General features: G+C 70.4%; 12 protein-coding genes and 1 tRNA gene. 4 read left to right on the forward strand and 9 right to left on the reverse strand.

The features are described 5' to 3' along the window. Positions 1-88 precede the first annotated feature (88 nt). A complete protein-coding gene (locus ACF1GV_RS00900) occupies positions 89-1,555 on the forward strand; it encodes a cellulose binding domain-containing protein (RefSeq protein ID WP_391676686.1) in 1,467 nt (488 codons plus the stop codon). Positions 1,556-1,578: 23 nt separating this feature from the next. On the opposite strand, the gene ACF1GV_RS00905 is transcribed toward ACF1GV_RS00900, so the two are convergent. From ACF1GV_RS00905 to ACF1GV_RS00920, 4 genes are all read right to left on the reverse strand, one after another. After that, positions 1,579-3,015, reverse strand: a complete 1,437-nt coding sequence (locus ACF1GV_RS00905; protein WP_391676688.1) for a GH1 family beta-glucosidase — start codon at positions 3,013-3,015, stop codon at positions 1,579-1,581. A 117-nt stretch (positions 3,016-3,132) separates the two neighbouring features. After that, positions 3,133-4,026 carry a carbohydrate ABC transporter permease gene (locus ACF1GV_RS00910; RefSeq protein ID WP_391676689.1) on the reverse strand — a complete coding sequence of 298 codons (894 nt, stop codon included), beginning with the start codon at positions 4,024-4,026 and terminating at the stop codon, positions 3,133-3,135. After that, positions 4,023-5,054, reverse strand: a complete 1,032-nt coding sequence (locus ACF1GV_RS00915; RefSeq protein WP_391676691.1) for a carbohydrate ABC transporter permease — start codon at positions 5,052-5,054, stop codon at positions 4,023-4,025. The genes ACF1GV_RS00910 and ACF1GV_RS00915 overlap by 4 nt, the downstream gene beginning before the upstream one ends. Further along, positions 5,051-6,385: an ABC transporter substrate-binding protein gene (locus tag ACF1GV_RS00920; protein ID WP_391676692.1), complete on the reverse strand. Its 1,335-nt coding sequence runs from the start codon at positions 6,383-6,385 to the stop codon at positions 5,051-5,053. Before ACF1GV_RS00920 ends, ACF1GV_RS00915 begins: the two co-directional genes overlap by 4 nt. A gap of 321 nt (positions 6,386-6,706) precedes the next feature. On the opposite strand from ACF1GV_RS00920, the gene ACF1GV_RS00925 reads away from it, so the two are divergent. Then, on the forward strand, positions 6,707-7,768 hold the full coding sequence (locus tag ACF1GV_RS00925) for a LacI family DNA-binding transcriptional regulator (RefSeq protein WP_391676694.1): 1,062 nt from the start codon (positions 6,707-6,709) through the stop codon (positions 7,766-7,768). A 43-nt stretch (positions 7,769-7,811) separates the two neighbouring features. Here ACF1GV_RS00925 and ACF1GV_RS00930 read toward each other — a convergent pair whose 3' ends face one another. From ACF1GV_RS00930 to ACF1GV_RS00950, 5 genes are all read right to left on the reverse strand, one after another. Further along, complete coding sequence (locus tag ACF1GV_RS00930) at positions 7,812-8,381, reverse strand: GNAT family N-acetyltransferase (RefSeq protein WP_391678432.1); 570 nt, start codon at positions 8,379-8,381, stop codon at positions 7,812-7,814. A gap of 21 nt (positions 8,382-8,402) precedes the next feature. After that, a tRNA-His gene (locus ACF1GV_RS00935) sits at positions 8,403-8,475 on the reverse strand. Positions 8,476-8,585: 110 nt separating this feature from the next. Beyond that, a complete protein-coding gene (gene orn / locus ACF1GV_RS00940; protein WP_391676696.1) occupies positions 8,586-9,194 on the reverse strand; it encodes an oligoribonuclease in 609 nt (202 codons plus the stop codon). A gap of 517 nt (positions 9,195-9,711) precedes the next feature. Beyond that, positions 9,712-10,929 (reverse strand): GlxA family transcriptional regulator, encoded by a 1,218-nt coding sequence (locus tag ACF1GV_RS00945; RefSeq protein ID WP_391676698.1) that lies wholly within the window; start codon positions 10,927-10,929, stop codon positions 9,712-9,714. 378 nt (positions 10,930-11,307) lie between these two features. Continuing rightward, a complete protein-coding gene (locus tag ACF1GV_RS00950; RefSeq protein ID WP_391676700.1) occupies positions 11,308-11,622 on the reverse strand; it encodes a hypothetical protein in 315 nt (104 codons plus the stop codon). A gap of 310 nt (positions 11,623-11,932) precedes the next feature. Here ACF1GV_RS00950 and ACF1GV_RS00955 point away from each other — a divergent pair, with 310 nt between their 5' ends. After that, on the forward strand, positions 11,933-12,460 hold the full coding sequence (locus ACF1GV_RS00955) for a universal stress protein (RefSeq protein ID WP_391676701.1): 528 nt from the start codon (positions 11,933-11,935) through the stop codon (positions 12,458-12,460). A 146-nt stretch (positions 12,461-12,606) separates the two neighbouring features. Continuing rightward, on the forward strand, positions 12,607-13,161 hold the full coding sequence (locus ACF1GV_RS00960; protein WP_391676702.1) for a hypothetical protein: 555 nt from the start codon (positions 12,607-12,609) through the stop codon (positions 13,159-13,161). Positions 13,162-13,208: the final 47 nt, after the last annotated feature.

Here is a 13,208-nt window from a genome sequence, read left to right on the forward strand (position 1 = left end):
CCACCGTCTGCAACAGGGCATTTGTCCTGTTCGGGCTCGCTAGCGTGCTGCCGCACCACACCCCCGTGAACAGCGAAGGCAGGCACGCATGAGCACGCACCGGCGCAGGATCAGTGGCAGGAACAAGGCGATAGGCGGCCTGGTGGCCGCGGCCGTGGCCGGTGGCGGCGCGGTCCTGCTCACCGGCACCGCGAACGCGGCCGGGGTGAACGCCGCGTACACGAAGACCAGCAGTTGGTCGACCGGTTACACCGCACAGTACGTCGTCACCAACAACAGCGGCCAGGCGGAGAAGACCTGGACGCTCGAGTTCGACCTGCCGGCCGGCGCCAAGCTCAGCTCCCTGTGGAACGGCGAATCGAGCGTCAGCGGGCAGCACGTCACCGTGAGGCCGCCGAAGTGGGACGCCGACGGCCTGAAGGCGGGCGAGTCGGCCACCGTCGGCTTCGTCGTCGACGGCACCGGCGATCCGTCGGGCTGCAGCATCGACCAGGCCGCGTGTTCCCCCGACGGCGGTGCCACCCCGGAGCCCAGCGGCCGCCCCACCCAGCCGCAGACCCCCACGCCGACCGCGACCCCCACCGCCAAGCCCACGCAGACCGCCGAGCCCACCCAGACGCCCACCGCCTCCCCGTCCCCCAGCAGCGGTACCGGGACCAAGGCGTCCGCCGGCTTCGCCCCCTACGTCGACACCTCCCTCTACCCGGCGTTCGACCTGCTCGCGAGCGCGGACGCGACCGGCGTGAAGAACTACCACCTCGCCTTCGTCACCGACGGCGGCGGCTGCACTCCCAAGTGGGGCGGCGTCACCGACCTCACCGCCGACGCCGTCGCCGGCCAGATCGGCGCCCTGCGCGCCAAGGGCGGCGACGTCCGCGTCTCCTTCGGTGGCGCCTCCGGCACCGAACTGGCCACCTCCTGCTCGTCGGCCGACGCCCTCGCGGCCGCCTACGGCAAGGCCGTCGACGCCTTCAAGCTCACCAAGGTCGACTTCGACATCGAGGGCGGCGCGCTGCCGAACACGGCCGCCAACACCCGCCGCGCCCAGGCCATCGCCAAGCTCCAGCAGAGCCACCCCGGCCTGGACGTCTCCTTCACCCTCCCGGTCATGCCCGAGGGCCTCACCCAGGACGGCGTGAACCTGCTCTCCAATGCCAAGGCGGGCGGTGTGAAGATCTCCGCCGTCAACATCATGGCGATGGACTACGGCGCCTCCTACAACGGCGACATGGGCACCTACGCCGAGCAGGCCGCCACTGCCACCCAGGCCCAGGTCAAGGGTGTCCTCGGGCTGTCCGACAGCGCGGCCTGGAAGGCGGTCGCCGTGACCCCGATGATCGGCGTCAACGACGTCTCCTCCGAGGTCTTCAAGGTCGACGACGCCACCCAGCTGGTGAACTTCGCCAAGTCCAAGGGCCTGGGCTGGCTGTCGATGTGGTCGGCCACCCGCGACAAGGCCTGCGCCGGCGGCCCGAAGCCCTCCGCCGACGCCACGTGCAGCTCGATCGCCCAGGAGAACTTCGCCTTCTCCAAGGCGTTCGCGGCCTACAACTGAGCACCCTGGCAAGCGCCCACTCGCTAGGCGGCCTCCACCGGCGGCAGTGACCCGGTGCGGGCCGCCCGGCCGTACCAGTGGGCGCTGGACTTCGGGGTCCGATCCAGCGTGACGTAGTCGACGTAGACCGCGCCGAAGCGCTTGCCGTAGCCGTATGCCCACTCGAAGTTGTCCATCAGGGACCACAGGTAGTAGCCGCGCACATCGGCGCCGTCGGTGAGGGCGCGGCGCACCGCCGACAGATGGCCGTGCAGGTAGGCGATGCGCTCCGGGTCGTGCACCTGGCCGTCGGCATCGGGCTTGTCGTCGTAGGCGGCGCCGTTCTCCGTGATGTACAGCGGCAGCCCGGGCGCCTCCCGCGAATAGCGCATGATCAGCTCGTGCAGGCCGGTCGGGTCGATGGACCAGCCCATCTCGGTGCGTTCACCCGGCGTCTGGTGGAAGGCCACGTCGTCGGCGGCCGGCCAGGGTGAGTGCTCGCTCTCGCCGTGGCCGTCGGCGCGCACGGGCGGCGCGTCCGGGTCGGCGGCCGAGACCAGCGCCGGGGTGTAGTAGTTCAGGCCGAGCGCGTCCAGCGGCTGGCGGATCAGCTCCAGGTCGCCCGCCTGGACGAAGGACCAGTCGGTGAGCGAGGAGGTGGCCTCCAGCAGGGTGCGCGGGTACGCCCCGTGCAGGATCGGGCCGTGGAAGACGCCGTTGGCCAGGTCGTCGATGCGGCGGGCGGCCGCGAGATCCCGCGGGGTCTGCGACAGCGGGCGCACCACCGAGGAGTTGAGGCTGATCGCCACCTGGTTGCGGGCCGGCATCACCGAGCGCAGCGCCGAAGTGCCGAGCCCGTGCGCCAGGTTCAGATGGTGCGCCGCCCTGAGGGAGGCCACCGGGTCGGTGCGGCCGGGGGCGTGCACGCCGGAGCCGTACCCGAGGAAGGCGCTGCACCAGGGCTCGTTGAGGGTGATCCACTGCTCCACCCGGTCGCCGAGCGCCTCGCCGACGAGCTGCGCGTACTCGGCGAACCGGTGGGCGGTGTCCCGCTCCGGCCAGCCGCCCGCGTCCTCCAGCTCCTGCGGCAGGTCCCAGTGGTAGAGGGTGACGGCCGGCTTGATGCCGTGGGCGAGCAGCTCGTCGACCAGCCGGCGGTAGAAGTCCAGGCCGCGCTGGACGGCCGGGCCGCGGCCGGTGGGCTGCACCCGGGGCCAGGAGACCGAGAAGCGGTAGGCGTTCAGGCCCAGTTCGGCCATGAGCGCCACGTCCTCGCGGAAGCGGTGGTAGTGGTCGACCGCGATGTCACCGGTCTCGCCGCCGGCCGTCTTGCCGGGCGTATGGCTGAAGGTGTCCCAGATCGAGGGGGTGCGGCCGTCCTCCCGCACCGCCCCTTCGATCTGGTAAGCGGAGGTCGCGGCGCCCCAGAGAAAGGCGGGAGGAAACGTCACCGGGTTCCCCGGGGTCACGGACTCAGTCATGGAAGCGCTCCCATTGGTGGTCGTGGAGACCTTCGTGGTCGTGAAGACCGACAGGTGGACAAGAGAGGTGGGGGCCGAGGCGGCGCTGACCCGGCCCCGCAGGAATCTTTTCGGCGGTCAGCCCTTGACCGCGCCCTGCATGATGCCGCCGACGATCTGCTTGCCGAACAGCAGGAACGCCAGCAGCAGCGGCAGCGTGCCGAGCAGCGCGCCCGCCATGATCACCGAGTCGTCGGGGATGTAGCCGGTGCCGAGCTGGTTCAGGGCCACCTGGACGGTCGGGTTCTCGCCGTTCAGGGCGATGATCGGCCACAGGAAGTCGTTCCAGGCCATCACGAACGTCAGCAGCCCCAGCACCGCCATCGCCGGCCGCGCCGCCGGGAAGACCACGTGCCACACGACTCTCAGGCTGCTCGCGCCGTCCACCCGTGCCGCCTCGATCAGCTCGGTCGGCAGCGCCTGCACCAGGTACTGCCGCATGAAGAACGTGCCGAAGGCGCTCACCAGGGTCGGCAGGATGACCGTCTGCAGATGGTTCGCCCAGTGCAGGTCCGTCATCCACAGATACAGCGGTACGACGGCCAGCTGCGGCGGGACCATCATCGTGCCGATGGTGATCAGCAGCAGCGCGGTGGAGAACCGGAACCGCAGCTTGGCGAAGGCGAACCCGGCCAGCGTGGAGAACAGCACCGTGCCCACGGTGATCGTGCCCGCGACGAACGTGGTGTTGACCATCGCGGTGCCCATACCGGCCTGGTCCCAGGCGGTCTCCAGATTCTTGAACAGATTGCCGCCGAACCACAACGGCGGCGGGGTCTGCGCCAGACGCGTGTTGGTGCGCGAGGCCGCGATCGCCGTCCACACCAGCGGGGCCAGCGAGACGAGCGCGAACACGACCAGCACGACATAGGTGACCGGCCCGGCGTGCAGCTGCTTGCCCGCGCCCATCACCCGGCGCCGGCCCTGCGGCGCGGCAGCCGTCGGGGGCAGGGTCAGTTCACTGGTGGTCATTGGGCCTTCCTCAGCCGTCGGGAGACCAGCAGGTTGAGCGCGGCGACGAGCAGCAGGATCAGCAGCATCGTCCAGGCGATCGCGGACGCCTTGCCGAGATTGCCGATGATGAAGCCCTGGTCGTACATGTACAGGCCGAGGGTCTGGAACTGGTGCTCCGAGCCGCCCTTGGAGCCGCTCACGCCGCCGAACAGCAGCGGCTCGCCGAACAGCTGGGTCGCGCCGATCGTGGAGACGACGACGGTGAACAGGATCGTCGGCCGCAGCATCGGGATCGTCACGTTCCAGAACTGCTGCCAGCGGTTCGCGCCGTCGATCGCCGCCGACTCGTACAGGTCGGCCGGGATCGCCTGCATCGCCGCCAGATAGATCAGCGCGTTGTAGCCGGTCCACCGCCAGATCACGATCGACGACACGGCGAGCTGCGAACCCCAGTCGGACTCGTGCCAGTTGACCGGGTCGAGGCCGAGCAGATCGAGGGCCCAGTTGACGATGCCGTTCTTCTCCGGCGAGAACAGCAGCGCGAACACCAGCGTCGCCGCCGCCACCGACGTGGCGTACGGGGTCAGCATCACCACCCGCCACACGGTCGAGCCGCGCAGCTTGAAGTTCAGCAGATGCGCCAGCCAGATCGCGGCCGCCAGCTGCGGCACGGTGGAGATCAGGCCGATGGTGAAGGTGTTCTCCAGGGCGTTCCAGAAGAACTCCGAGGACAGCAGCGACTTGTAGTTCTCCAGCCCCGCCCAGCTCTGCCCGTCCAGGTTGGACAGCTGCACATGGTGCAGCGAGTACCAGGCGGTGTACAGCAGCGGTACGAGCGAGAAGGCGCCGAAGATCACGAAGAACGGGGAGATGAACGCGTACGGCGACGCCTTCATGTCCCAGCGGTACATCCGGCTGCGCCAGGAGCCCCTGTCCGCCGGCGGCGTACCGCGACCGTGAGCGCCCCGGGCCGCGCCCGGCTGGGAGCCGGGCGCGGCCTCGGCGCTCGACGCGGGATGCGCGAGAGCCTGCTTGGAGCTGGTCACTGGCCGAGCACGTCCTTGATCTCCTTGGTGGCCGCGTCCCAGCCCTGCTCGGGCGACTTGCCCTTCTGCTCGACCTGGACGATGCCGATGTCACAGATCGCGGTGTCGATCGGCTTGTCCTTCGGGCCGAGCGGCTGCGCCGGGATGGTCTTGGCCGCGTCGGAGAAGATCTGCGTCAGCGGGGCGCCCGAGAAGTACGCCTGGGTGTCGGGCTGCGGCTTCAGGCTCGCGTACGCCGCCGGGACGGACGGGAAGCTCGCCTGCTTGGCGAAGACCTTCGCCTCCTGCTCGGGCGCGGTCAGCCACTTCGCCAGCTCGATGGCCTCCTTCTGGTGCTTGCTCGCCTTCGGCACGCCGATGAAGGACCCGCCCCAGTTGGCCGCGGTCGGGGCCGCCGCGATGTCCCACTTGCCGCTGCCGGCCGGGCCGGACTTCTCCTGGATGTAGCCGATCATCCACGCCGGGCAGGCGACGGTGGCGAAGGTGCCGTTGGCGAAGGCCTGGTCCCAGGACTTGTCGAACTGCTTCAGCTTGGCCGACATGTCGCTGGTCGCCACGCCCATGGCCGCGTCCCAGGCCTTCTTCACGCCCGCGGACTTGTCGTAGACGACGTTGCCGTCCTTGTCGTAGTTGCGCTCGGTCTCGCCGCCGAGGACCGCGTTGTACACGGAGGAGGCGGAGTCGACGTACTTGGTGCCGCTCGGGGCCTTCTTCATGTACTGCTTGCCGAGGTCGACGTACTTGTTCCAGTCGCCCTTCCACAGCGCGGCGAGCTTGGTGCGGTCGCTCTCGATGCCGGCCTTCTGGAAGAGGTCCTTGCGGTAGCAGACCGCCATCGGGCCGATGTCGGTGCCGAGCCCGATGAGCTTGCCGTCCTTGGTGGTGGCCTGGGCGTTCTTCCAGTCCAGCCACTGCGACTTGTCGACCTCCTTGCCGAGGTCGACGAACTTGTCGCCCTGGGTCTGGACGGCCTCGGTGACATTGCCGATCTCGATGGCCTGGATGTCGTCGGTGCCGGAGCCGGCCTGCAGGCGGGTGAGCACCTTCGGCCAGTAGACGTCGGTCTTGGTGGTGACGTTCTCCTTGACGACGATGTCCGGGTGCAGCTTCATGTACTCGTCGTACAGTCCGGCCTGCTTGTAACCGAAGACCCCGAAGGTGCCGACGGACAGCGTCACCTTGCCCTTGGAGCTCCCCCCTCCGCCGCCGCTGCCGTTGTCGGCACTCGACGAGCCGTCGTCACTGGCGCAGCCTGCCAGCAGTCCCGTGGCCAGTACGGCGACGGCTGTCAGTGCCGTCAGCCGGTGGGACCGGCGGGTACTCGTACGCATTGCGTCCTCCTGTTGCCTGACGTGCCGACCCCCCGGCCAACTGCAGTGGTTGGGCCCGTTCGTGCTAGCTGCGGCTCGGGCGGGGAACGTGCGGGACATGTATGTGTCAGGTACTGTGGGAGCGCTCCCACAGGTGATGTGTTGAAGAGTCGTGGGTTCGTGCGGGGGTGTCAAGGGAGCGGACGCGGTCAGATGCGTTCAGTTATCGGGCTGTTAACTGGAGTTGAGGATTCCGGTGCCGGCGTCACGGGGCGGTCACCTCGCGTGGCGGGGCTGTTAGATTCCAGGCCAGCGGGACGACGACGGCGGGAGGCGGAGCCCATGGCAGGCCACGGAGTGCGGGGACGGAGCGGGGGCCGGCCCACCCTCGAGGAAGTCGCCGCGCGCGCCGGTGTCGGCCGGGGCACGGTGTCCCGGGTGATCAATGGATCGCCCCGGGTCAGTGACGCCACCCGCGCCGCCGTCGAGGCCGCCGTCGCCGAACTCGGCTACGTCCCGAACACCGCGGCACGCGCCCTGGCCGCCAACCGCACCGACGCGGTCGCCCTGGTCGTGCCCGAGCCGGAGACCCGGTTCTTCGCCGAGCCGTACTTCTCGGACATGCTGCGGGGCGTCGGCGCGGAGCTGACCGACACCGAGATGCAGCTGCTGCTGATCTTCGCGGGCAACGACCGCGAACGGCAGCGGCTCGCCGAGTACCTGGCAGCGCACCGGGTGGACGGCGTCCTGCTGGTCTCCGTGCACGCCGACGACCCGCTGCCGGACCTGCTGGCCCAGCTGGAGATCCCCGCGGTGATCAGCGGTCCGCGCTCGGCGGGGGAGGTGCTGCCGTCGGTGGACTCGGACAACTACGGCGGGGCCCGGCAGGCGGTGGAGCACCTGCTCGCGCGCGGCCGCTCGCGCATCGCCCACATCACGGGCCGCCTCGATGTCTACGGCGCCCAGCGGCGCGTCGACGGCTACCGGGAGGCGCTGCGGGACGCGGGGCGGGGCGTGGACGACACGCTCATCGAGCCCGGCGACTTCACCGAGGAGGGCGGCCGGCGGGCGATGACCCGGCTGCTTGCGCGGTGCCCGGAGCTGGACGCGGTGTTCGCCGGCTCGGACGTCACGGCGGCCGGGGCGCGACAGGTGCTGCGGGAGGCGGGGCGGCGCATCCCTGAGGACGTGGCGCTGGTGGGGTACGACGACTCCGCGATCGCCCGGCACATGGAGCCGCCGCTGACGAGTGTGCGGCAGCCGATCCAGGAGATGGGGCGGCGGATGATCGATCTGCTGCTCACCGAGATCGCGGATCGCCGGCCGGCGGTTTCGCGGGACCTGGACGCCGTGCGGCGGCAGGTGGTGCTGGCGGCGGAGCTGGTGGTGCGGGCGTCGTCTTGAGGGGCGGCGGGGTCGGTGGCCGCGGGCGTCGTCTTGAGCCCCGTCAGCGGGTGAGGCGCCAGCGGAGCTCGCCGTCGTGGTGTTCGTCGGTGGGGTGCAGGCCCGCCGCTCGGGCCACGGCGGCGGAGGCGTGGTGGTCCGGGTGGATGTGGGCCATGATCGTGCGGATCGGCGGCTGCCGGGTTGTCAGCCAGGTCACCAGCTCGTGGGCTGCCTCGGCGGCGTAGCCGTGGCCCTGCCAGGGCGAGCCGATGACCCAGGCGATCTCGGCCTCGGCGGCGCCGGGGGTGATCGTCGCCTGGACGGTGCCGATGAGACGGCTGTCCTGCGGGTGGTGTTCGCGCAGGCGCAGGACCCAGTTGCACCAGGTGACGGTCGGGTCGGGGGAGCCGGCGACGAGATGTTCGTAGCGGGTGCGCAGTGCCTGCGGTGTGGCGGGGGAGCCGCCGATGAAGGTGTGCAGGGCGGGGTCGGCGAGGACCTCGGCCATCTCGGGGGCGTGCTCGGCCCGCAGAGGTACGACGTCCAGGCGGTCGGTGCGCAGCGGCTCGGCGTACAGGGTGGGCCCCCGGGGAGAGTCGATGAACGCAATCAGCCGGTGACCTTGAGACAAGGTCACCGGCTGATCACACAGGGTGAGTGACGGGACTCGAACCCGCGGCATCCTGGACCACAACCAGGTGCTCTACCAGCTGAGCTACACCCACCATGACCGGCGCTGGGATTCTTCCGTCTCCCTGACCGGCCGAGAAAAAGTGTACAGGGTCCGAAGGGGTGCTCGCGCCCGCTTTCGGCGGCGCCCCCTTCGGGGGCCCGGTCAGTGCGGCTGAGCTGGGAGGACGTGCTTGGCCGCGATCGTCTTGGCGGTGTCGGAGTCCGGGCCGGGCTGGGGGACGAAGATCGCCTCGCGGTAGTAGCGGAGCTCCGCGATGGATTCGCGGATGTCAGCGAGGGCGCGGTGGTTGCCGTTCTTCTCCGGGCTGTTGAAGTAGGCCCTCGGGTACCAGCGGCGGGCCAGCTCCTTGATGGAGGACACGTCGACGATGCGGTAGTGGAGGTAGTCCTCCAGCGTGGGCATGTCGCGGAGCAGGAAGCCGCGGTCGGTGCCGACGGAGTTGCCGCAGAGGGGAGCCTTGCCGGGTTCCTTCACGTACTCCTTCACGTACGCCAGGACCTGTTCCTCGGCGTCCTTCAGGGTCGTGCCGTTCGGGAGCTCCGCGAGCAGCCCGGACGCGGTGTGCATCTGACGCACCACCTCCGGCATCGTCTCCAGCGCCTGGTCCGGCGGCCGGATGACGATGTCCACGCCTTCGCCGAGCACGTTGAGCTCGGAGTCGGTGACGAGGGCGGCCACCTCGATGAGCGCGTCGTCGGACAGCGAGAGGCCGGTCATCTCGCAGTCGATCCACACCATGCGATCGTTCATGTGTCTCACCTTACGGGGGTGGAGGGTGCGGGCGGGTGCGGGTGGCGCTTCGGCTGTTGTTCGGGTGCGGGTTTCGTTGTGGCTGGTCGCGGGTGCCTGCGGCGCCTGGGCCGGTTTTTGTCTGCGGCGTTCGTTGTGGCTGGTCGCGGTTGCCTGCGGCGGCCTGCGCGGGTTGCGTTGTGGCTGGTCGCGCCGTTCCCCGCGCCCCTTTGATGCCTGCGGCGGCCCGTTGCCGTCCGGTGGCCGGTTGCGGTAGCGCCTTCGGTTCGTTGTGGGTCGGGGCCGGGGTGGGGGGTGTCCGTCCTCGGTCCGGCCGCCCGTTTCCGACGGGGCGCCCCTGCCCGGTGCCGGCCGTGCGGGCGGACACCCCCCACCCCGTCCCTTCCCGCCGTGGGCGGGTGCCGGCCGTCGTCGCTGCCCGTCGGGCGCCGCGCGTGCGCGCACAGCTGCGGGCAGTCGCGCCGGTGAACGCGAAAGGGGCCCATGGGGACAGCCGTCCCCACGAGCCCCTTTCTGGTCAGGAGCCGCTGCGTTGGCTCGGCAGGCTCAGCGGTGCCGGGGTCGCGGAGCTCAGCGCGCCTACCGTGGTGCGGCGGGACTGCAGGGGCACCGGAGTGTCCGGGTGCAGGGCCGCCGGGGCGTGCGGGTGCGGTGCCGACGGGCCGGACAGCGCGGCCGGCTGCTGCGTCGGGTCGGCCTCGGCCGGTTTCTCAGCCTGTGGGCGCCTGGCCCGGTACGCGGCACGGTACGCCGCCGGGGACGAACCCAGCTGGCGGCGGAAGTGGCCACGCAAGGCCACCGGCGAGCGGAAGCCGCAGCGGCCCGCGACCTCGTCCACCGAGTAGTCCGACGTCTCCAGCAGCCGCTGGGCCTGGAGCACCCGCTGCGTGATCAGCCACTGCAGCGGTGCGCTTCCGGTCAGTGAACGGAAGCGGCGGTCGAACGTGCGGCGGCTCATGTACGCGCGCGCGGCCAGTGTCTCCACGTCGAACTGCTCGTGGAGATGCTCCAGCGCCCAGGCGACGACCTCGGCGAGCGGGTCGGCGCCGATCTCCTCCGGTAAAGACCGATCGAGGTAGCGCTCCTGTCCTCCGGACCGGCGCGGCGGCACCACCAGGCGGCGGGCGAGCGCACCGGCCGCCTCGTTGCCGTGGTCCGTGCGCACGATGTGGAGGCAGAGGTCGATTCCGGCCGCCGTACCGGCGGAGGTGAGGACGTCTCCGTCGTCGACGAAGAGCTCTCGCGGATCGACGTGCACCGACGGATAGCGCTTGGCCAGCGTCGGTGCGTACATCCAGTGGGTCGTCGCCGGGCGGCCGTCCAGCAGGCCGGCCGCGGCGAGTACGAAGGCGCCGGTGCACAGCCCGACGATGCGGGCACCTTCCTCATGCGCCCGGCGCAGTGCGTCGAGCGCTTCCGCCGGTGGCGGCGAGGTGATCGAGCGCCAGGCCGGTACGACGACCGTGCCGGCGCGTGAGATCGCCTCCAGCCCGTGTGGCGCGGAGAGTTCCAGGCCTCCTGTGGTCCGCAGGGGGCCTTCCTCGCCCGAGCACACCAGCAAGCGGTAGCGCGGAACGCCGGCGTCCTGGCGGTCAACCCCGAACACCGACAGCGGAATCGAACTCTCGAAAATGGGGCCGCCGCTGAACAGCAGCACCGCGACGATCTCCTTGCGACGGCGCCCGGACAGCTTCCGGGCCGCGGTTTCCGGCGCGGCAGTGGAGTCGTGGCTCATCCTGCTAAGCCCCCCTCGGTGGTCGCGGCTCCTCGGTTGTGTCGCTCCTGCACGTTTCCCCTCGGTCCTGCACGAGTCCCCCGCCGTAAGACAGTCAAGATCGAATCTACTGTGTCCCGCCAAGCCGCGGTGACCGGTTCGCCACCCCGTGGATTGTCGACATGACAACTTGGCGTAAAGCATTCGATCACGAAGCGTTGCACTCGGGGAGGGCGCAGGGAAGTGCGCCTCGTCGCGGTGGCCAATCCACGTAGGGTGCGGGAGGGTCCTGAGACCCTTTCCTTGCAGGTGGAACGGGGGGTGGCGGGTGTTCGGGGGCGGTCGGGGGCGGTATCAAGAAGTTGGCTGAAAAGAGACGGGTGCGTGCGCGGAAACCGGTCAGCTGACCGGTGTGTTTGCCTCCGTGTGCACCGGGGGCGCGGAGTGGCGCCCTCCGCGGTGCGCGACGCTCCCCGTGCGCTGGTGACGCCCGCCGTACGGCGGCGGTTCCTCCAGCAGCCGGGCCGGGAAGCGCTCGGAGCGGCGCAGCAGCAGCCGGCAGACGGCGGTGACCGCGGCGAGGCCCAGTGCGGTGCCGGTGGCGCCGCCGAGCGAAGTGCCGTACCAGAGCAGTACCACGGGAACCAGGACGCAGCTGAAGGCCGCCCAGCGGACGACATCGGTCGAGGTGTCCTCGGTACGCAGTGCGGGCATGGCGCCTCCTGGAGTCGATCACCGGGTTCAACGCCTGTTCGACCGGTCGGTCACCCTGTGACGGCGGCGGGATGATCGTCTGGCCGACGTCAGTGGATCTCGTCGGAACCGCCTGTACGGGGCAGCAACCATTGCGTTACGGGCGCCGACTCGTGCATGCTCCGGTGAACCCCGCTGTGCAGGCGCGGGATCTGGGCTAAGGAGGCGTGCCGCCGTACCCTTGGGGGTATGGGGTTGGGAAGACGTTTCCCGGACACAGCTCCGCCGCACACTGTCGTCCCCCATAAAGGATCACAACGCCGAGACAGCCATGGCCGGTCACGAATTCTTCGAACCAGCGGACCGCAAGCGGCCGGTCGCCGACCCGTCGGCGATGGAGCCCCAGGCGGCCGAAGAGGCACGCCATCCCTGCGATCCCGCTTTCAAGCACGGCGTGGTCGTCGGCTTCGACGGCTCGACGTCCAGTGAGCGTGCGCTGGCGTACGCGATCGGTATGGCGAACCGGTCCCGTTCGGGGCTGATCATCGTCCATGTCGCCAACCGGCTGCCGACCACGGTGTGGGCCGGCTGCGAGCCGCCCGTCTTCGTCGACGTCCCAGACCACCGCACCGAGGTGCTCGGTCTGGAACTGGCCTGCGCGGACTACCTCGCCGAGGTGCCGTGGATCCTGGTCGAGCGCGGCGGCGACATCTGCCACGAGCTGGAAGAAGTCGGGCAGGAGTACGAGGCCGACGCGATCGTCGTCGGGTCCACGCACGGCATCGTCGGCCGGATCTTCGGCTCCGTCGCCGGACGCCTCGCCAAGCGGGCGAAGCGGCCCGTGATCGTCATCCCCTGACGTCTCCGGTTCTCTGCGCGCCGCTCACGGCGTGTCAACCTCCCTGTGCAGTGCGTGAAGTTACTCGCGCGTTGCAGGTGTTTGTGCGGTTGTGAAGGGCATATACCGGTCACCGCACAACTGCACATGCATGAAGGGAGCCCGCCGTGGACAACGACGTCTCTGCGGGAAGCGTCAGTACTGCCGTGGTCGGCCGACTCGCCCTGGGTGTCACCCTGTTGGCGTTCGGGCTCGGTACGACCGGTGTCATCGACGGCGTGGCGACATCCGACGCCGTGTCACTGGCCCACTACGTGGGCGGGGTCGCGCTGTTCCTCGTCGGACTGCTGGCCCTGCGTGACGGCGCCGCCGGCGTGGGGTACGTCGCTCTCGGCGCCCTGTGGTTCACCTGGGCCGTCTCGGGGCACGGCTCGGCCCACGCGGCGGGGCTCTTCCTGCTGCTGTTCGCCCTGGTGGCGCTCACGCTGACCGTCGCGGGCGGGGACGCCCTCGGCCAGGTCATGCACGGGCTGCTGTTCCTGGCGATGCTGGTGCTGGCCGTCGCGGCCTTCGCCGACAGCTCCGCGCTGACCAAGATCGGCGGCTGGGTGGCGGTCGCCTCCGGTGCGGTGGCCTGGTACGCGGCGACCGCGGCGGCCGCGCACTGGCCGACGGTGCTTCCTCGGCGTGCGGCGGGCCGGGGGGTGACGGCCACCGGGTAGCTGCCGCCGGCTGGGGGGTGGGCGGCTCCCCGGCGTTTGTGAGCGGA

It is taken from the genome of Streptomyces sp. NPDC014006, assembly GCF_043088925.1.
In the GTDB taxonomy this organism is placed as follows: Bacteria; Actinomycetota; Actinomycetes; order Streptomycetales; family Streptomycetaceae; genus Streptomyces.